This is a genomic window from Verticiella sediminum (genome assembly GCF_007558815.1).
GTDB lineage: Bacteria > Pseudomonadota > Gammaproteobacteria > Burkholderiales > Burkholderiaceae_B > Verticiella > Verticiella sediminum.
On the sequence record NZ_VLTJ01000044.1, the window covers coordinates 14,337 to 32,651 of the forward strand.

At 69.4% G+C, this 18,315-nt stretch carries 17 protein-coding genes; 4 read left to right on the forward strand and 13 right to left on the reverse strand.

The window, feature by feature from the left end; translation table 11 throughout:
• Positions 1–29: 29 nt before the first annotated feature.
• Positions 30–557, forward strand: coding sequence for a signal peptidase II (lspA, locus tag FOZ76_RS26480; RefSeq protein ID WP_143951306.1), 528 nt, complete (start codon positions 30–32; stop codon positions 555–557).
• 84 nt (positions 558–641) lie between these two features.
• The gene (coaBC, locus tag FOZ76_RS26485) at positions 642–1,838 is read left to right on the forward strand and encodes a bifunctional phosphopantothenoylcysteine decarboxylase/phosphopantothenate--cysteine ligase CoaBC (RefSeq protein ID WP_143951307.1); all 1,197 of its coding nucleotides are present in this window, start codon (positions 642–644) and stop codon (positions 1,836–1,838) included.
• 132 nt (positions 1,839–1,970) lie between these two features.
• On the opposite strand, the gene FOZ76_RS26490 is transcribed toward coaBC, so the two are convergent.
• The 6 genes from FOZ76_RS26490 to FOZ76_RS26515 form a co-directional block, all read right to left on the reverse strand.
• Positions 1,971–2,945 carry a Bug family tripartite tricarboxylate transporter substrate binding protein gene (locus FOZ76_RS26490; protein WP_170235645.1) on the reverse strand — a complete coding sequence of 325 codons (975 nt, stop codon included), beginning with the start codon at positions 2,943–2,945 and terminating at the stop codon, positions 1,971–1,973.
• Between the two features lie 58 nt (positions 2,946–3,003).
• Positions 3,004–5,016, reverse strand: coding sequence for an NAD(P)/FAD-dependent oxidoreductase (locus FOZ76_RS26495; protein WP_143951309.1), 2,013 nt, complete (start codon positions 5,014–5,016; stop codon positions 3,004–3,006).
• Between the two features lie 14 nt (positions 5,017–5,030).
• The gene (locus FOZ76_RS26500) at positions 5,031–6,050 is read right to left on the reverse strand and encodes a Bug family tripartite tricarboxylate transporter substrate binding protein (RefSeq protein ID WP_143951310.1); all 1,020 of its coding nucleotides are present in this window, start codon (positions 6,048–6,050) and stop codon (positions 5,031–5,033) included.
• Between the two features lie 71 nt (positions 6,051–6,121).
• The gene (locus tag FOZ76_RS26505) at positions 6,122–7,474 is read right to left on the reverse strand and encodes an MmgE/PrpD family protein (RefSeq protein WP_143951311.1); all 1,353 of its coding nucleotides are present in this window, start codon (positions 7,472–7,474) and stop codon (positions 6,122–6,124) included.
• Positions 7,475–7,502: 28 nt separating this feature from the next.
• Positions 7,503–8,903 carry an MmgE/PrpD family protein gene (locus tag FOZ76_RS26510; RefSeq protein WP_143951312.1) on the reverse strand — a complete coding sequence of 467 codons (1,401 nt, stop codon included), beginning with the start codon at positions 8,901–8,903 and terminating at the stop codon, positions 7,503–7,505.
• A 39-nt stretch (positions 8,904–8,942) separates the two neighbouring features.
• Positions 8,943–9,746 (reverse strand): N-acyl homoserine lactonase family protein, encoded by an 804-nt coding sequence (locus FOZ76_RS26515; protein ID WP_143951313.1) that lies wholly within the window; start codon positions 9,744–9,746, stop codon positions 8,943–8,945.
• Between the two features lie 291 nt (positions 9,747–10,037).
• Here FOZ76_RS26515 and FOZ76_RS26520 point away from each other — a divergent pair, with 291 nt between their 5' ends.
• Positions 10,038–10,958: a LysR family transcriptional regulator gene (locus FOZ76_RS26520; RefSeq protein WP_143951314.1), complete on the forward strand. Its 921-nt coding sequence runs from the start codon at positions 10,038–10,040 to the stop codon at positions 10,956–10,958.
• Here FOZ76_RS26520 and FOZ76_RS26525 read toward each other — a convergent pair.
• The 7 genes from FOZ76_RS26525 to FOZ76_RS26555 all read right to left on the reverse strand — a co-directional run bounded on the left by FOZ76_RS26525 (position 10,945) and on the right by FOZ76_RS26555 (position 17,710).
• Complete coding sequence (locus FOZ76_RS26525) at positions 10,945–12,399, reverse strand: MmgE/PrpD family protein (RefSeq protein ID WP_143951315.1); 1,455 nt, start codon at positions 12,397–12,399, stop codon at positions 10,945–10,947. The two genes, FOZ76_RS26520 and FOZ76_RS26525, sit on opposite strands and share 14 nt — an antisense overlap.
• Before the next feature lie 225 nt (positions 12,400–12,624).
• The gene (locus FOZ76_RS26530) at positions 12,625–13,275 is read right to left on the reverse strand and encodes an OmpW/AlkL family protein (RefSeq protein WP_143951316.1); all 651 of its coding nucleotides are present in this window, start codon (positions 13,273–13,275) and stop codon (positions 12,625–12,627) included.
• Positions 13,276–13,420: 145 nt separating this feature from the next.
• Positions 13,421–14,407 (reverse strand): Bug family tripartite tricarboxylate transporter substrate binding protein, encoded by a 987-nt coding sequence (locus FOZ76_RS26535; protein ID WP_143951317.1) that lies wholly within the window; start codon positions 14,405–14,407, stop codon positions 13,421–13,423.
• Positions 14,408–14,469: 62 nt separating this feature from the next.
• Positions 14,470–15,246 (reverse strand): AroM family protein, encoded by a 777-nt coding sequence (locus FOZ76_RS26540; RefSeq protein ID WP_143951318.1) that lies wholly within the window; start codon positions 15,244–15,246, stop codon positions 14,470–14,472.
• Positions 15,243–16,169, reverse strand: a complete 927-nt coding sequence (locus FOZ76_RS26545) for a DUF1177 domain-containing protein (protein WP_143951319.1) — start codon at positions 16,167–16,169, stop codon at positions 15,243–15,245. Before FOZ76_RS26545 ends, FOZ76_RS26540 begins: the two co-directional genes overlap by 4 nt.
• Entirely contained in the window at positions 16,166–16,870 is a 705-nt protein-coding gene (gene pepE, locus FOZ76_RS26550) for a dipeptidase PepE (RefSeq protein ID WP_143951320.1), read from the reverse strand. Before pepE ends, FOZ76_RS26545 begins: the two co-directional genes overlap by 4 nt.
• Positions 16,871–16,936: 66 nt before the next feature.
• Positions 16,937–17,710, reverse strand: a complete 774-nt coding sequence (locus FOZ76_RS26555; RefSeq protein WP_143951321.1) for an IclR family transcriptional regulator — start codon at positions 17,708–17,710, stop codon at positions 16,937–16,939.
• 155 nt (positions 17,711–17,865) lie between these two features.
• Here FOZ76_RS26555 and dut point away from each other — a divergent pair, with 155 nt between their 5' ends.
• Positions 17,866–18,315 (forward strand): dUTP diphosphatase, encoded by a 450-nt coding sequence (gene dut, locus FOZ76_RS26560; protein ID WP_143951322.1) that lies wholly within the window; start codon positions 17,866–17,868, stop codon positions 18,313–18,315.

Genomic DNA, 18,315 nt, shown 5'->3' on the forward strand with positions numbered 1-18,315 from the left:
AAGGCGCGCAGCGCCATGGAGCAACCGATATGACGGCCCCCGCCCCGGCTTCCGCTGCCCGCCGGCCCATCGCGGGCTGGCTGGCGATCGCGCTGGCGATCATCGTGCTCGACCAGATCACCAAGATCGTTTTCGACAACCTGCTCGGCTACGGCGAACGCCTGGCGATCCTGCCGTTCTTCGACTTCACCCTGCTGTACAACCGCGGCGCGGCGTTCAGCTTCCTCGCCCAGCACGACGGCTGGCAGCGCTGGTTCTTCACCGGGCTCGGGCTGCTCGCCTCGGCCTTCATCGTCTGGCTGATGCGCCGGCATGCCGAACAGCGCGGTTTCTGCATGGCGCTCACGCTGATCCTCGGCGGCGCGCTCGGCAACGTCATCGACCGCCTGGCCTACGGCCACGTGGTCGATTTCCTGCTCTTTCACTGGAACGAGCGGTACTTCCCGGCGTTCAACCTGGCCGACACCGCCATCACCTGCGGCGCCATCCTGCTCATCCTCGATGAGCTGAGGCGCGCCCGGGCCGAACGGCGTGCGCAGCCCACGGGGAGCGACTGACATGAGACGCCCCCCGACACTCACTACATTCACCGCGCCCCGCGAGGGCCTCGGGCGCCTTCGGGCGGCCGGGCGGAGGCTGACATGATGGATCTTGCCGACAAACGCATCGTCATCGTGATGACCGGCGGCGTGGCGGGCTACAAGGTGGCCGAACTGGTGCGCCGCATGCAGGACCACGGCGCGACCATCGACGTGGTCATGACCGAGGCCGCCACGCACTTCATGACGCCGGTGACCATGCAGGCCCTGTCCGGGCGGCACGTGTACGTCGACGCCTGGGACCCGCGCCCGGCGAACAACATGGCGCACATCAATCTCACGCGCGGCGCCGACGCGATCCTGGTCGCGCCGGCGAGCGCGGACTTCATGGCCAAGCTCGCGCACGGGCTGGCCGACGACCTGGCCAGCACACTGTGCCTGGCCCGCGAATGCCCGCTGCTGGTGGCGCCGGCGATGAACCGGCAGATGTGGCAGGCCGCCCCCACCCAGCGCAACGTGGCGCAGTTGCACGCGGACGGCGTGGCGGTTCTGGGCCCGGGCAGCGGCTCGCAGGCCTGTGGCGAGACGGGCGACGGGCGCATGCTCGAACCCGACGAGCTGCTTGCCGAGATGCTCGCCTTCTTCCAGCCCAAAGTGCTCGCCGGCCGCCGGGTGCTGATCACTGCCGGACCCACCTCCGAGCCCATCGACCCGGTGCGGGTACTGACCAACCTCTCGTCGGGCAAGATGGGCTACGCCATCGCCCGCGCCGCGGCCCAGGCCGGGGCCGACGTGTGCCTGGTGTCCGGGCCGACCGCCCTGCCCGCGCCCTACGGCGTGACGCGGGTGAACGTGCAGAGTGCGCGCGACATGCTGCGCGCGGTCGAGGCCGAAGTCGCGCGGGCGGATGTCTTCGTTGCCGTGGCCGCGGTGGCCGACTGGCGCGTGAAGACTACCAGCACGTCCAAGCTGAAGAAGGTCGAGGGCGGCGGCCTGCCCCGGCTCGAACTCGAGACCAACCCCGATATCCTCGCCACCGTGGCGGCCCTGCCCGATGCGCCCTATTGCGTGGGCTTCGCCGCCGAGTCGGAAAACCTGGACGAATACGCCGAGAACAAGCGCAGGCGCAAGAAGCTGCCGCTGCTGGTGGGCAACATCGCCCAGGACGCACTGGGCGCCGACGACACGGTGCTGGTGCTGTACGACGACGCCGGCAGGCAGCCCCTGCCGCGGCTGCCGAAGCAGGAGGCTGCGCGCCGGCTGGTGGGCGAGATTGCCCGGCGCCTGCCGCTGGGCTGAGCCGGCACGGGCGTCCTCCCCCCGATCACGACTGAACGGCCCTCTCCTTCAGATGCCGTTTCATCGATGTACTCGCGGAACTTCCCCGATGGTTGCGCGCAGGATTGCTGCGCACCTTCCGCGGCCGGTACGCTAGTCGATCTGGATGCGGGCGGCCTGCACGAGCTTTTCCCATCGCACGGTTTCGCTGTCGAGAAACGCCTGCGCCTGGTCGGGCCCGCCATTGATCAGGTTCACGCCGATGCCCTGCAGTCTGTCGCGCAGGTCGGGCTGGCGCAGAGCCTGGTCGAATTTCTCGGCCAGCGTCGCCATGACGTCCTGGGACAGCCCGGCCGGGCCGAGCAGCATGTACCAGGTGGTCGAGGCGTAGCCCTGGACGCCGGTCTCCTCAATCGTCGGGATGTCCGGCGCAATCGATGAGCGCTCGCGCCCGGTCTGCCCCAGCGCGACCAGACTGCCGTTGCGGATGAAAGGCAGGCTTTCGGAAATGGGCTGTACCGTGATGTCCAACTGCTGTCCCACGACGTCGGTCATGGCCGCCCCGCCGCCCCGGTAGGGCACGTGCAGGTACTGCAGCCCGGTCATCGTGCGCAGCACCTCGGCGGCCAGGTGCGAGGAACTGCCATTGCCCGAACTGGCGAAGCGGATCGCGTCCGGGCTCGCCTGGCTGCTCTTGACCAGCTCGTCCACCGACGTCACGCCCAGCGACGGGCGGGCCAGCAGCACCAGCGGCGCTTCGCCGACCAGGGAAATGGCCTTGAAATCGCCGATTTTGTAAGAGACTTTGCTGTAGAGGCTGGGGTTGATCGCGATGCCCGGCGTGCTGAACAGCACGGTGTAGCCATCGGGCGCCGCCGAGGCGACCGCGTCGAAGGCGAGGTTGCCACCCGCACCGGGACGGTTTTCGACGACGAAGTTGTAGCCCGACATCTCCGATACTTTCTGGGTGACGAGGCGCCCGACGATGTCGGCGCTGCCTCCCGCGGGGAATGCGACCACCACGCGGATCGGCCGGCGGGGATAGTCCGCGTCGGCCGACACGGCAGGGGGTGCGGCCGCGGCCAGCAGCAGCCCGGCGCACAGGAACTTGCTTACGGTGTTCATCATGGTCTCCTCTCTTGTATAGATGAGTCGCGCCCGCGCGACGTCCGGGACCCGGACGCGCTCAGGCGGCTCGCTCAGGTACCCGCGACGGCGCATGGAAGGGGTCCGGCTGATCCATGCAGAGCGCGGCCATCCATCCGTCGCGTATCGCGGCCAGGAAATCCCCGGGCACACTGCAGTCGCCCACCCGGGTATGGGGAATGCCGCTCGCCTGGACGGCGTCCAACACGTCCAGCGCGGGGCGCGGGCCGGTGGCGAACACCAGCCACTCGCCGATGGGCAGGCGCATCGCGGGCTGCTCCCCCTGCCCGACCTCGATCTCGCCGCCCTGCACCCGCTCGATCCGGCAGTTCGTCAGCAGGGCTACGCCGTCGGCGGCCAGGCGCTCGACCAGCTCGAAGCGGTTGTTGCGCGCCATGCCCGTGGCGATGGCCGGCAGGCGCTCCAGCACCGTCACGCGCACGCCCCGCACCCGCAGCGCGTCGGCCGTCTCGGCGCCCACCATGCCGCCGCCCACGATGGTCACGCGCAGGCCGGGATGCGCCTCGTCCAGCGCGGCCAGCACGTCCCAGGCATGCAGCACCCGGATGCCGGCATCGAGCCCGGTCAGATCGAGCGGCGGCGGCGCCGGCCGGGAACCCGTGGCGACGATGACGTGATCGGGCGCGTAGGCGCGGATGCGCGCGGCATCGGCCTGCACGCCCAGGCGCACCGGCACGCCCAGGGCGCGCACGGTCTGCCAGCGGTAGTCCCAGACCGGTTCGACCTCGGTTTTGTCGGGCGAGGCGACGGCCAGGGGCACCTGGCCGCCGGGACGGTCGCGCTTTTCCCAGACCTCGACCTCGTGGCCGCGCCCTTTCAGCACGCGGGCCGCCTCGATGCCGGCCACGCCCGCACCCAGCACCAGCACGCGCCGGCGGCCTTCGCGGGGCGGCGCGAAGAGCTGCGGTTCGGCGTGCTCCAATGCCTCGAACTCGGTGCCTATCATCGGGTTCTGCACACAGGAGACGTCCTTCTCCTGGGTCAGGCGCTCGAAGCAGACGTTGCACGCGATGCACTGCCGGATGGGCGCCCGCACCTTGCCGAAGGCCTTCAGGCACCAGTGCGGGTCGGCGTACAGGGCGCGGCCGATCGACACGAAGTCGGCGCTGCCGGAGGCCAGCATGTGTTCGGCATCCGCCGGTTCGACCATCCGGCCGGCCGCGAACACGGGGATGCCCAGTGCCTGCTTGAACGGCCTGGCGTGCTCGGCCAGGCAGGCGCGCGCAAACGACGGCGGCTGGATGCAGAACTTGGAGAGCTGCGGACTTTCGTTGCTGCCGCCCGAAAGATCGATGGCATCGGCGCCGGCGCGTTCCACCGCCTGGGCCAGCGCGATGATTTCCTCCCGGCTGTAGCCGCCTTCGGCGAACTCGCTGGCGCTCAGGCGCACCACCAGGCACAACTGCGGCAGGGCATCGCGCATGCGCTCGACGGTTTCGCGCAGAAAGCGCATGCGGTTCTCCAGCGTCCCGCCATAGGCGTCGGTGCGCTGGTTGATGCGCGGGCTGAAGAATTGTTGGAACAAATAACCGTTGGCGGCGTGGATCTCCACCCCGTCGTAGCCTGCCAGCAGGAGCCGGCGGGCGCTGGCGACGAAGAGCTTCTGTATCTGCGTGATCTCGTCGGCCGCCAGCGCCCGCACCTGGTCGCCGGTGTTCGGATTGACCCAGGGCGAAGGCCCCACCGGCTCCATGTCGAGCACCGAGCGGCGCAGCAGCGCGCCGCGGTGGTTGAGCTGGCCGAAGACGTGGCAGTCGTGCCGCTTGATCGCTTCGACGATGCTGGCCAGGCCGGGAATGAAGCGGTCGTGATAACAGCACAGCGAATTGTGGTGCGGCCGGGCATGCTCGGTGACGACCATGGCCTCGGTCATGATCATGCCCACGCCGCCCTTGGCGCGCTCTTCGTAATAGCGCTTGTCGCGCTCGGTGGAAAGGCCGTCGGTCGTGCTGTAGTTGGTGCCCATCGGCGCCATCACGACACGGTTCTTCAGGCGCACACGGCCCAGGGTACCCGGTTGTTCAAGCAGCATTGGCGTCTTCCACGTCAGTTGTCGGCCGTCGCGCCCGACGCCTTGGCCACCGCGCCCCAGCGCACCGACTCGGCGCGCATGAACGCATCGAAGGCTTCGGGCGAAGACTGGGTGAAGGGCTCGATGCCCAGTTGGCCCAGCCTGGCCTTGACCTCGGGCACGTTGACCGCCTTCACCAGTGCGGCGTGCAGCGTGTCGATGATGGGCTTGGGCGTGCCGGCCGGCGCCATCACGGCGAACCAATTGAGCGCCAGCACCGACGGCAGGCCGCCCTCTGCCGACGTCGGCACGTCGGGCAGCATGGCCGCGCGGTGATCGTTGGTCACGGCAATGGCGCGCAGCTTGCCCTGGGTAATCATGGAGTGCAGCACGGGCAGGTCCATGATGATGCCGTCGACGTGGCCGCCCACGGCATCGGTCATGCCGGGGCCACCGCCTTTGTACGGAATATGGACGATCCGGCCGCCGGACTCCGACTTCAGCAGTTCGATTGCCAGGTGCGGCAGCCCGCCGTTGCCGGCCGAGGCCAGCGTAATGTCGCGGGTCTTGGCCAGGGCCACCAGCTCGGGCAGTGTCCTGGCCGGCACGCCGGGGTTGATCGCCAGCACCTCCGGCGTGGCCGCCACGGTGGTGATGCCGGCAAGATCCTTCAGCGGGTCGTAGGGCAGGCGGGGATAGGTATGCGGGCTGATGGCGAGCGGGCTGGCGCTGCCCAGCGTGATGGTGTAGCCGTCCGGCGCCGCACGCGCCGTGTATTCCGTGCCGATCGTCGCATTGGCGCCGGCGCGGTTCTCGACCACCACGGATACGCCCAGGATCTCGCCCAGGGCAGGCGCCACGACGCGCGCCACGATATCGTTCGAGCCTCCCGGAGGAAAGCCCACCACCAGGTGTATCGGCTTGGACGGATAGCGCTCTTCGGCCCCCGCGGGGCCGGCCCAGGCGGCGACCAGCGCCACCGCCAGCGCCCCGAGCGCACGGCGGCGTGCGCGGGACAGGGTGGAACGCGATGACGGACTCTTGCGCAGCAACATGTTCTTCCTCCTGTATTTCGTTATGTGGCGCCGGCGCGCACGGACACCGGCGCGGGGATGCTGCGCGCGGCTCAGCCGGCCGGCGAGAGCAGCCGCATCAGTTGTCCGACGTCGCGGCACTGTTCGATGTCGGCCACCAGCGCGGCCGCTTCGGCGGCACGGGACGCGCCGATCACCGGCACGGCCAGACTGTCGAACTTGGCGCGCAGCTCGGCGTCCGACATCGGGTTCTGGATCGAGCCCTTCGGATAATCGACCTGCGACACGTACTGCGCCCCGTCGTCCATCTCCAGCGTCATGCGGCACGACACGCCGCGCGGCAGGCTCTCGTCCACGCTGATCTCCACCAGCTCGGACAGGCGGCGCAGCAGCGGCTCCTGAAGCCGCGCGTCGTTGTACTGCGCAAATAGCGCCTGGCCGTCGGTGAGCGCCACCGCCACCGAATACGGCAGGCTGACCTGCGCTTCGTGGTAGGTGGCGGGGCGGGCGTTCTGGTGGTACAGCACCCAGTCCGGGTGCCGTGCCATGCCGATGCGCCGCACGCGCGCCGGGTCGGGCGCGTGTTCGCGGCGGATTTCCAGCGCGCAGTCGATGGCGTTGTGGATCGGCCGCGCGCACGAGTAGGGTTTGAACTCGATGTCCAGGCGGTAGGGCTGCCCCAGATCGGCCACCAGCCTGCCCGGGTCGTTCTCGTCGGTGAACGCCGCGAGAAAGCCGCGCTCGCCCTCGAAGATGGTTGCCGCGCCGGTAAAGCCCAGTTGGGCCATGCCCGCCGCGGTCACGCCGTTGCGCGACGCCGGGCCGGGGTTGAAACGCTTCTGCATCGATGGGCCGTACATTTCCATCAGCCCGCCGGCCTGCGCGCCGGCCAGCCCCAGCGACGATACGATCTGCTCCTGCGACAGGCCCAGCAGACGGCCGGCGGCGATGGTGGCGCCGAAGGTGCCGCAGGTGGGCGTGGTGTGGTAGCCGCGATTGCGCAGGGAGTTGTTGGCGGCCTTGCTCAGGCGCTCCATCATCTCGCAGCCCGCGGCCAGCGCGGCCAGCAGCGCGCGGCCGTCGGCGCCGACCTGCTCGGCCGTGGCGAGCGCGGCCGAATACACCGGCGGGCTGAAATGGAACAACGCCAGCACGTCGATGTCGTCCAGTTCCACGCTGTGCGAGGAGATGGCGTTGGCGAAGGCGGCCTGCACGGCCGGCACGCGCGCGCCGTCGCCGATCAGCGTGGCCTGCCCGTGCCCGCCGGTGGATGCGGCGTAGGCGCGTGCCACCTTGCCGCTGCCGGTCTGGCTGCCGGCCACCGCCACGCCCAGGTAGTCGAGCAGCAGCCGCTTGACGGCGGCGCGGTTCCCGGCGGTCAGCGCGTCGTCATCGTATGCGCCGAAATGCGCGGCCAGTTGTTCGGCGAGGGTTCTTGCCATCATGGAATCAGTCCGGAAAAAGGGGAAAAAGTCAGGTGCGCGGCGCACCCAGGATGCAAATCAGTTCGCCCAGATCGTCGAGCCGCTCGAGCTGCGCGGACAGCCGGACCACCCGCTCGACGTCGGCTGCGCCCAGGCAGGAGTCCACCACGTTGCGGAACTTGTATTGCACGTCCGCGGCCGAGATCGGGTTCTCCGGGCTGCCGCGACGCTCCAGGACCCGATGCGTGAAACGGCGGCCGTCGCCGGTGTGCACGGTGACGACGGCGGCGTGGCGGAACGCCGGCCCCATGGCCTCGATCTCCGGGTCCACGCGCGCCTCGATGCGGCCGATGAAATCCAGCAGCGCCGGGTCGGCCAGCCGGTCCGGGCGGTATTGCTCGACGAACGCCACGCCGTCGTGCGCGATGACCGCCAGGCCGTAGTACAGGTTCATCTGTGCGGCGGTCACGCCCTGCGCCTTGTATTCCCAGGCGCAATGCACGTGCGTCATGCGGCTGACGCCCACCGCCAGGCGGGCCACGTCGCCGGGGCGCAGCGCGTGCTCGCGCATCAGGTGGGCGAGCGCGTCCAGCGCGGCATGGATGCTGGTCACGCTCGCATGCGGCTTGTAGCCGACCTTGGCGGTCTCCCACTCGCTGCCCAATCCGTCGGTCAGGCGCGCGGCGTCGGGCGCATCGGAATAGGCGCTCAGATAGCCCCCGTAGCCCGCTTCCAGCACGTCGACGATGCCGGTGAAATCCCGCCGCGCCAGTTCGGCGGAATACACCCCGCTCTGCGCCGCCCGGCCCGCGTGAAAGCGCTTGACCATCGCGCCCTCCTGCGCGGCCATCAGCCCGCCGGCCTGCGAACCGGCGATGCCCAGCGCATGCTGCATGCGGGCGGCGTCCAGCCCCAGGCATTTGCCCGCCGATGCCGCCGCGACGAACACGCCGGAAGTGCCTTGCGGATGAAAGCCGCGATAGAACAGGCTCATGGTCGCGGCGTTGCCCACCCGGGTGCCGATCTCGTAGCCCGCCACCATCGCTGTGATCAGGTCGCGGCCCGACCAGCCGGCATCCCGTTCGGCGTAGGCCAGGGCCACCGGCACAGCCAGGGAGCCGGCGTGCACGATGGACTCTTTGTGGATGTCATCCAGTTCGAAGGCATGGCCGGCCGTGCCGTTGACCAGCGCGGCATTGGCCACCGAGGTCTTGAGCCCGGCGCCGAACAGCGAGGCTGCGGGAGCCGCCTGCTCGGCCTCGACCATGGCCTGCACGTGGCGGGTCCAGGGCAGCGTGGCGCCGTACAGGCAGCAGCCGATGCTGTCGAGCAGGCTGGTCTTCATGCGTTCGACGACGTCGGCCGGAATATCCTCGTAGCGCATCTGCGCGGCGAAGCGGGCCAAGTCCCGGGTGGCATCGGCCAGCAAGGGGGGGTTGGAACTGCTCACGAAAACCTCTGCATATGAGTGAATGGGGTGGGATTGCGATCAGGCAGTCGGTTCGGCGTCCAGGCGCGCGACGATGCCCTCCAGTTCGGGCGCAGCGGGCGGATAGCGCCGCATGACCAGCGGATCGTGGCCGGGCACGATGTGCCCGGGACTGTCGGCCAGGCGCTGCAGCGTGGCGTAGCCCTCGACGGCCTCGCCGACGTGGAACATGGTGGTGAAGACGCGGCGCTGCTCGAAATGCTCGTAGAAGTGGCTAGTATCCGAAGCCAGCACGACCCAGCCGCGCCGCGTGTGCACGCGCACGCACTGCAGGCCATGGGTGTGGCCGCCGATGCGATGCACCGACAGGCCCGGCGCCAGCCCGGCCTCGCCGCGGTGGAACACCACGCGGTCCTTGTAGACCATGCGCACCATGCCCACGACTTCGTCGACCTCGTAGCCGTGGTTGAACTGCCGGTGGCGCATGTGCCTGCCGGTGGCATAGGCCATCTCGTCGTCCTGCAGGTGAAAGCGCGCGGCAGCGAAATCCTCGAATGTGCCGACATGGTCGTAGTGCAGATGGGTGACGATCACCTCGCGCACCTGCGCCGCATCCACGCCCATCAGCGCCAGGCCTTCGGCCGGGGTGCGCAGCAGCGTGCGGCCGCGCTTTTGCGCGACCTGCGCGCCAAACCCGGTGTCCACCACGAATTCACGCCCCGCACCGCGCACCAGCCACAGGTAATAGTCCATGGGCATGGGCCCGTCGTGCGGGTCCCCGCCGATGAAGTGGTTGCGGCGCATGCCATCCCGGGTGGCGTAGCGGATGGCATAGACCTCGTAGGTCGGCAGGGTGTCGGTCATGGCTGTGGGAGCTGATGAATGGAAATTCGCGAAAAGGCGTTCCGGCCGGACGTCCGTCGCGGCCGAACCGCGCGCCGTGCGGGCAAGACCGGTGCAATGGCCTCGATGCTGGTCTCCGGCCGACGCGCCTCGATAGGGGCGCGCCGTGTTCTGGTTGATGTAGGCAGTCTAATTACGGTATAAAAAACGATCAATTAGCAGAAATTCAAAATACTGCTGACTTGAATTCATCAAATAAAGACGACGCAATGACGCCAGGCCGCGCCGTGCCGCGGCCTCGAAGGAAGCTCTGTGGAAAATCTCAATGCCTTGCGCGTGTTCGTGCGCGTGGCCGAAACGCGCAGCTTCACCGAAGCGGCCAAGCGCCTGGGCCTGACGTCCTCGGCCATCAGCAAGGCCATCACGCGGCTGGAGCACGAACTGGGCGTGCGCCTGCTGCAGCGGACCACCCGCTCCGTCGGGCTCACCAACGATGGCGCCAGTTTCTTCGAGCACTGTCAGCAGATCCTCGCGCAGATCGAGGATGCGGAGAACATGCTCAACCGCGCCACGTCCAGCCCGCACGGGCGGCTGCGCGTGCACATGCCGGTGGGTTTCGGCCGGCGCGTCATCGTCCCCGCGCTCAGCCGCTTCATCGAGCAGCACCCCCACCTGGTGCTCGACGCCGAGCTGAGCGACCGCAACGTCGATCTGGCCTACGAGGGCATCGATGCCGCCGTGCACATCGGCGAGCCCGCCGACGCGCGGCTGATTGCGCGCAAGCTGTGCAACCTGCGCTTCGTGGCCTGCGCCTCGCCGGAATACCTGGCACGCCACGGCGAGCCGACAACCCCGGACGAACTGGACCGGCACCACTGCCTGGCCTACGTGCTGATGCACACCGGCCGCTATCGCGACTGGCAGTTCGTGAAGGACGGCAAGGCCTACCCCAAGACAGTGTCGGGCCGGCTCAACATGAACAACGCCGAATCGCTGCTGGAGGCCGCCTGCTCCGGCCTGGGCATCGCGATGATCAGCAACTTCATCGCGGGCGACGCCATCCGCGACGGCCGGCTGCGCTGCATCCTGACCGACTACGTCGGCATCGGCCCGGCCGTCTCGGTGGTGTACCTGCCCAGCCGAAACCTCTCGCCCAAAGTGCGCGCCTTCGTCAACTTCCTGGCCGAGTTGATCCCCGGCGATCCCGACTGGGACAAGATCACGCCGCAGTAGCGCAATCGGCGACGCAGGACGCGGCGCCGGCCACGCGGGCCCCGGCCAGCAGGTCGGCCAGAGGCAGCGCCGAATCCGCATCGAACAGACGCCTGGCGGCCGCGAGCACCTCGGCGGCCCGCTCGGCGCCGACGGCGGCCGACGCCAGCGACATGAACTTGCGGTCGATCTCCTCGCCCGACATGGGGTTCTCCGGCATGCCGCGCGAATAATCGACCTTGCGCGTCAGCGTGCGGCCCTGCCGCGTCACCAGCGTCACCCGGCCGCCATAGATCTCCGGATAGGCGCGGTCGATCTCGGTATCGATCTCGACTTCCACCCGGCGCGCCAGCGCCACCACCGCCGGCTCGACGATGCGCTGCGGCGTGAACTGCTCGAGATAGGCCTGGCCATCGAACATGGCGACGGCGATGTTGTAGCGCAGGCTCATCTGCGCGTTCAGCACGGAGTCGGCCCGGTACTCGAAACCCGTCTGGGTATCGACCACGCCGGCCACACCCGCCACGATGCGCGCCACGTCCCCGGGCGACAGGCGATGCTCGCGCATCAGGTCCAGTACCGCATCGATGCAGGCATGGTTGCTGCCGCAGCACGCATGCGGCTTGAAGCAGGTTTCGTCCGCGTGCCAGCGGCGTCCCAATCCTTCGACCAGCAGGGCCGGACGCGGCGCATCGGACATGCCGAACAGCAGCCCGCCGTCTTCGGCTTCGAGGATGTAGCGCGGCCCGGCGAAGCCGCGCTGCGCCAGCAGCGCGGCCATCACCCCCGCCTGCGCCGAGCGGCCGGGATGCATGCGCTTGCTCATGCCGCCGTCGGCCGTGAAGGCCCAGGTGCCGGCCGACTGCGTGCCGGCCAGCCCCAGCGCACTGGCCGTGGTGTCGGCGTCCAGCCCCAGCATTACGCTGGCCGCGGCCGCCGCGGCGAACGTCCCCGCGGTACCCGTCAAGTGCCAGCCGCGCATGCGCGCGCGGCCGGGATTGGCGGCCTGGCTGACCCGGTTCATGGCCTCGTAGCCGGCCGCCATCGCCGCCAGCATGACGGCGCCGTCCGCACGCTGGCGCTCGCCCAGCGCCAGCACCACCGGCACGACCAGGGCGCCGGGATGGATCTTGGCGCGGCTGTGGTCGTCGAAATCGAAGCTGTGGATCGCCGTGCCGCCCGCGAGCACGCTGTTGAGCACACTGATGCGCTCGCCGCCGCCCCACAGAGCGGCCTCCGCCGGCCCTTGCTGCGCCTGCGCGAACTCGGCCATGATCCGCCCCCAGGGTGTCGTGAGCCCGTACAGGCCGCAGCCCAGCGCATCGACCACGGCATCGGCCAGGATGCGCCGCGTCCTGTCGGGCACCTGGTCCGCGCTCAGGTCCGCGACGAACGCCGCGAGCTGCCCCGTCATGCCGCGATGCTCGCGAGCCAACGCCTTCCATGCCTGCAGATCGTCCACGCTTGCCGCTCCTTTTCGTCGTCCGGTATTGCCGCGGGCCGCCCGGACAAGGGGCCGCGCGGATACTGCCGATGATAGGAAGGGCTTGCCCACCGATCTACCGGCCTGGGCTCAGAACAGAAGTGAATGCGAGTCAACAGCGATGCCAACGACCGCAAGGGAGGGCGCAACGGGACCATCCGCACCGGCTCTGGGGGACGAGGCTGCCCGGCGCCCGAACACGCCTCAGAAGCGGTAGCCCACCGCGGCGGTGAACACCCACGGGTCCACGCGCGCCTTGCCGATGTCTTCGCCGTTGAGCCTGACCTTGGACGAGATGTCGATGTAGCGCACGTCGGCGCTCAGCATCCAGCGCTCGTCCAGTTTCACGTCGACGCCCACCTGCCCGGCCACGCCCCAGGAGTCGCGCAGGCTGAGATCCTGGCCGGCGAGCGCGCCGCTGGCCCGGGTGCTGAAGAAGGTGGTGTAGTTCAAGCCGACGCCCACGTAGGGCTGGATGCGGCTGTCGGGCAGGAAATGCCACTGCAGGCTCAAGGTCGGCGGCAGGTGCCGGGTGCTGCCGATGGTGCCCAGCCCGCTGCCGCGGATGTCGTGGCGGAACGGCATGGCGGCGAGCAGCTCGACGCCGACATGGTGCGTGGCCATGTAGGTGAGCGTCACGGAAGGACGGGCATTGTTGTTCACGTCGAGGCCGACCGTACCGTCCAGCACGCTGCCGTTGCCCGACTTGGGCTTGACCAGGCTCACGCCGCCCTTGACGATCCAGTCGCCGGCTTCATGGGCCTGCGCCGCCGGTGTGCCCAGCACTCCGGCAAACACCAGGGCGGCAGCCCCGACGGCAGCGGCCCGGCCGCGTCCCGCAATACACGAAATCATGATGCACTCCAGACATAGGGTCTTGTGCCTACATGTTGCGGACGCAACTTCTTTCTGGCCTTGACCCACGTCAAGCGAGACGTCCCCGGGGTTTGACGTGCATCAAGGCGGCGGTTGCCCGGCTTGCCGGGCAACCATGGCGGTCTTACTGCAGGCGGATGTCGGCGTCCTCGGCGGTTTGCGCCCACTGCAGGCGATCGGCCTCGAGGTAGTCCTCGAACTGGGCCGGCGTCATGCCCGTGACGGGCTGCGAGCCCAGCGTGGCCATGCGCTCGATCACGTCCTCGCGCACCAGCACGTCCTGCAGCGCGGCGTAGTACGCGTCGCGGATCTCGGGCGCCAACCCGGCCGGCGCGAACACGCCCTGCCAGGTCGGCATGTCGAAGCCGGTCAGGCCCTGCTCGGCCAGCGTGGGCACTTCGGGCAGTTGGGGAGCGCGTTCCGCGCTGGTGACCGCCAGCGCCTTGACCTTGCCCTCGCGCGCCAGCGCGGCGGCAGTCGAGATGTTGTCCACCGTCATGGCGATGTGGCCGCCCAGCAGGTCGACGATGACCGGGGAGGCGCCGCGATAGGCGGCATGCTCGACCTTGACGCCCATGCGATGCAGCATGGTCTCGGCGATCAGGTGGTTCGAGATGCCGATGCCGGCCGTGCCATAGGTTGCCTGGGGATTCTGTTCGAAATAGGTCTTCAGTTCGGCGATGTTGCTTGCCGGCACGTCGTTGTTGACGATGACCACGTTGGGCTGCACCGCGGCCAGCGTGATCGGCGTGAAATCGGCCGCCTTGTAGGGCGTGCCTTCGGCGTTGAGCACATGGGTGATCGCCATCGAGCCGGCGGCGGCGATGCCCAGGGTGTAGCCGTCGGGCGCGGCGTTGGCCAGGCGCGAGGCCATGATGTTGCCGCCCGCGCCGGCGATGTTCTCGACCACGATGGGCACGCCGAAATGCTGGCCCAGAGGCTCGGAGAGCAGGCGTGCCAGCGTGTCGGCCGAGCCACCGGGAGCGAAGCCCACGAGCAGGCGGACCGGCTTTTCAGGCTTCCAGGATTCGGCAGCGTGGACGGTGGGCGCGGCCAGCGCCGCGATGGAAACGAGGGCGGCCAGGGCACGCCGGCTGAATTGACTGAACATGATGTGTGTGTTCCTTGGTGGTGAACGGGACTGTCTCTCTCCCCCTGCTCCCCCGTTCGGTATCACGCACGCGCGAGCAACTGCGCGAGCGCGTCGGCCACGATACGGTTCGACAGCAGCGTCGGCCGGCCCGACGCACGCTGCACCTCGGCATGCATCCAGGCTGCATAGCCCATGCAATGCATGACGACGACATCGCAGTCGGCCAGCGCGGCGCCTGCCTGTCGGAAGGCCTCGCGGGCACGCGCCCGATCGCTCTCGTAGGGCGAGGCATGGGCGAGGCTGACCTCGCAGGCGAGCGGCACCGCCAGGTGAAAGCCCTCGAGCTGCTCGCGCAGGGGCAGCATCAGACCGATGCGTCGCGCATGGACCGACAGCGCGGCGAGCAGGTGATCGACCACCTGCTGCGGCTCGAGCACCAGCGTGGCGAGGCGCGGAATGGCGGTGCCGGTGCACAGGGGCACCAGCACGTCGTAGCCGCGCCCGTCGATGCGTTGCATCAAGGCGGCCAGGCGCGCTTCGGTCGCCACCTTGTCCAGTTCGATCTGGCGGCCGTCGCGCAGGCGGGTCGCAAAGCGATAGGCGCCGTCGGTGCGCGGCGCCAGGGCGGCCAGTTCGGCGTCGGTCGCCTCGTCCAGCACGCCGAACTCGTCCACCGTCACGTCCGCGCCCAGCACCTCGGCCATTTCCGGCACCACGTCGCTGCGCGGGGCCTGGCCTATGGTGAGGAAGGCAACGCGCGGCGGGGCGGACGGCCGAACGCTGGTCGAGGCTGCCTGCAGCGGATCGCCGGCGGGAGGAATCGCGCCGCCTTCGGGCGGCCGGGCGGTGGCAGTCATGCACCCTCCCCTTCCCGACCCACGGTCTGCAGGTGCCGCATCGAGCCGTAGCGGCGCTGCAGTGCAGCCCACTCCGTCGCGTCGACGAAGGAGAACGCGCGCTGGCCGAAGAGCTTGGCGGTCTCGATGCAGAAACGCGTGGCGACATCGGCGTCCACGGCGTTGGTGACGCCGGTGGCGCAGCCCGGCACGGTGCTCTGCGCGGTGAGCGCCACGCCCACCACCGGTGCATCGGTGGCGATGGCCGGCTGCATCAGCGAATTCACGTGCCACAGCCCGTTCTCGTAGGGCGTGATGTCCTGCGTGGTGAGCGGCAGCGTGACCGGCAGCTCGCCGCTCACCCAGCCTATGATGTCGAGCAGGGTCTCGGGGATGCGCAGCAGCCAGCCCTGGCAGGCGACCGGGGTCAGCGCCACGCCCTTGCGGTTGACCAGGCGGTTGCCGCGCGTGGTGTCGACCGACAGAATCGCCTGCATCGCCGGATCGACCTCGTGCGCCATCATCTCGCGCATGGGAAAGGGCGAGCGCATCATCGGCACGGGATGATGCGGGCGCGTGCCGGCGCGCGGGCAGATGTGCGTGCGGATGCGCACCGTGCCGGCGAGCACGTCGCCCTGGCGCTGCATGGCCAGCAACTGGAACGCGCTGGCCAGGGCCACGACCGCGCCGTCCGAATCCGACACCAGGCCGGTGACGGCCGGGCGCGCGCCGATGCCGCCCAGGCGGCCGACGATGCCGAGCTGCGGCGCATCGGCGTCCAGGCCGGGGATCACGATGGAGAGGAACTCCGTCGCCGCGCCGTCGCGGGCCAGCGCAGTGACGGTAACGTCGCAGTCGCCGGCGGCGCGCAGGGCTTGCGCCACCGTCTCGCCCGTGACGTGGGCGGACGACAGCATCTCGATGACATCGATGACGTGTTTCATACGGGCAACTCCAGACGCCCTGGCGGCAGGGCTTGCGGCGCGGACTGGCCGCGGAACAGGTAGGCGTCGGCATGGCCCAGCAGGCTCGCGGCCGCGCCCTCGATGCGCAGGCCGGTGCCTTCGGGCAGGCCGAGCACGGGGGTATCGGGATTCACCTGGCAGAACTCGGCCAGCCGCTGCCGGCGCGTCTCGCCCCGATGCCCGGGTGGATGGGCATCGGTGTAGTGCGCGTTGATCTGCCAGGGCACGAGGCCGAGGGCATCGAACCCGGCCGGGTCGATGATCGGCATGTCGTTGGTCGTGCGGATCGTCGGGCAGGCGAGGTTGGCCCCGGCGCTCCAGCCCAGGTAGGGCAGCCCGTGGTCGCGCACGCGCGCGCGCAGCGGTTCGAGCAGGCCCAGGCGCCGCACGTGATGAAGGAGGTTGAAGGTATTGCCGCCGCCCACGATCACCAGCGCGGCCCGCGCGAGTTCCGCGCGCGCATCTGCCGCGCGATGCAGCGAACGCAGCTCGCAGCCGAGCGGCGCCATGGCCTGCGCGACCAGCGCCTCATAGGCGTCCCAGGTCCGCGTCACACCGGCGAACGGAACGAACACCGCCGGACCGGCGGCGGGCGCCGGCACCAGCGGGCGGATCCAGTCGAGCGCGTGCACGAGATAGCCGGCATCGCTGCTGGAGTTGCTCAACAACAAGAGATTCATGGTCTGGAAGAGAAAAGAAACCGCAGGGCCCTGCCTCGATGTGCGCCGCCCGTAAGGCGGCGCAAACTAGCCGGCGCCCAGCCAGAAGGGATCGTTGAGCCGACGGCCCAGCGCACCCACCTCGTCGGCGACCAGGCTGCGCCAGGTGGCCAGTTGCGCGGGCCGCACGCCATACGACATGAAGGAGATGCACAGGCCGCGCAGCTCCTGCGTCTGCGGATCGCGCACCGCGGCGGCAATCGCGCCGATACCGGGCATCGCCTCGTGGATGGCGACGGCCAGCCGGTCTGCACGCGCCTGCTCGGCGCGCGCGCGCAGTTCGCCGACGGTGGCCGGCCCGCCCTGCCCTTCGGGCGGCAAGACCTGGGCCGGATCGCTGCCATACAGCAACTCGAACTCGGCGCCGGACAGGCGTGAGAGCAGCGCGCGCCCCATGGCCGTACCGGATGCCGCACGCCGCGAGCCCGGCGAGGACAGCACCTGCACCGGATGCAAACCGTTCAAGCGCTGCAGCACCACGGTTTCCCGATCGTTCAGGGTGGACAGGTAGGCCGTGAGGCCGCTGCGCTCGGACAGCGCCGCCAGCACCGCACGGCACGCGTCGTCCAGCGGCGTCGCGGCCGCCCCGACCTGCACCGCCTGCTGCAGGAGCAGCCCCGGTCGGTAGCGGCGCGTGACGAGATCCTGCTCGAGCAAGCCGTAGAGCTGCATCTGGTTAAGCAGGCGCGAGGCCGAACTGCGCGGCATGTCGAGCCGCGCGGCGACTTCGGTGAAGCTCAACTCGCTGCTGCCGCCTGCATACAGGCCCAGGACCTTCTGCACGCCATCGAGAATACTCATAAGATAGTTCCGAAATATAGAACTTAAGTTCACTAATTCGGAACCAATGTAGACGGACGCAAGAGATCCGTCAAGGCCGTCGCCCGGCGCCGCCCCGCCGGTTAACATGCGGCCCAAGCCAACAGCGCCCTTTCCCCATCGTCAAAAGTACCGTCATGAAATCCATCGCCTTGAAAGTCCTCGACGCACGCATGCGCGAGCACGTCCCTGCCTATGCCACCTCGGGCTCGGCCGGCCTGGACCTGCGCGCCTGCCTGGATGCACCGATCACCCTCGCGCCGGGCGATACCGCCCTGGTTCCGACCGGCCTTGCCATCCACATCGGCGACCCGGGCTACGCGGCGCTGATCCTGCCCCGCTCGGGCCTGGGCCACAAGCACGGCATCGTGCTGGGCAACCTGGTCGGGCTGATCGATTCGGATTACCAGGGGCAGTTGATGGTCTCGACCTGGAATCGCGGCCAGACCACGTTCACGCTGGAGCCGTTCGAGCGGCTGGCGCAACTGGTCATCGTGCCCGTCGCCCAGGTGGGTTTCGAACGGGTCGAGGACTTCGCCGCCAGCGAGCGCGGCGCGGGGGGATTCGGCAGCACGGGACGGGGATAG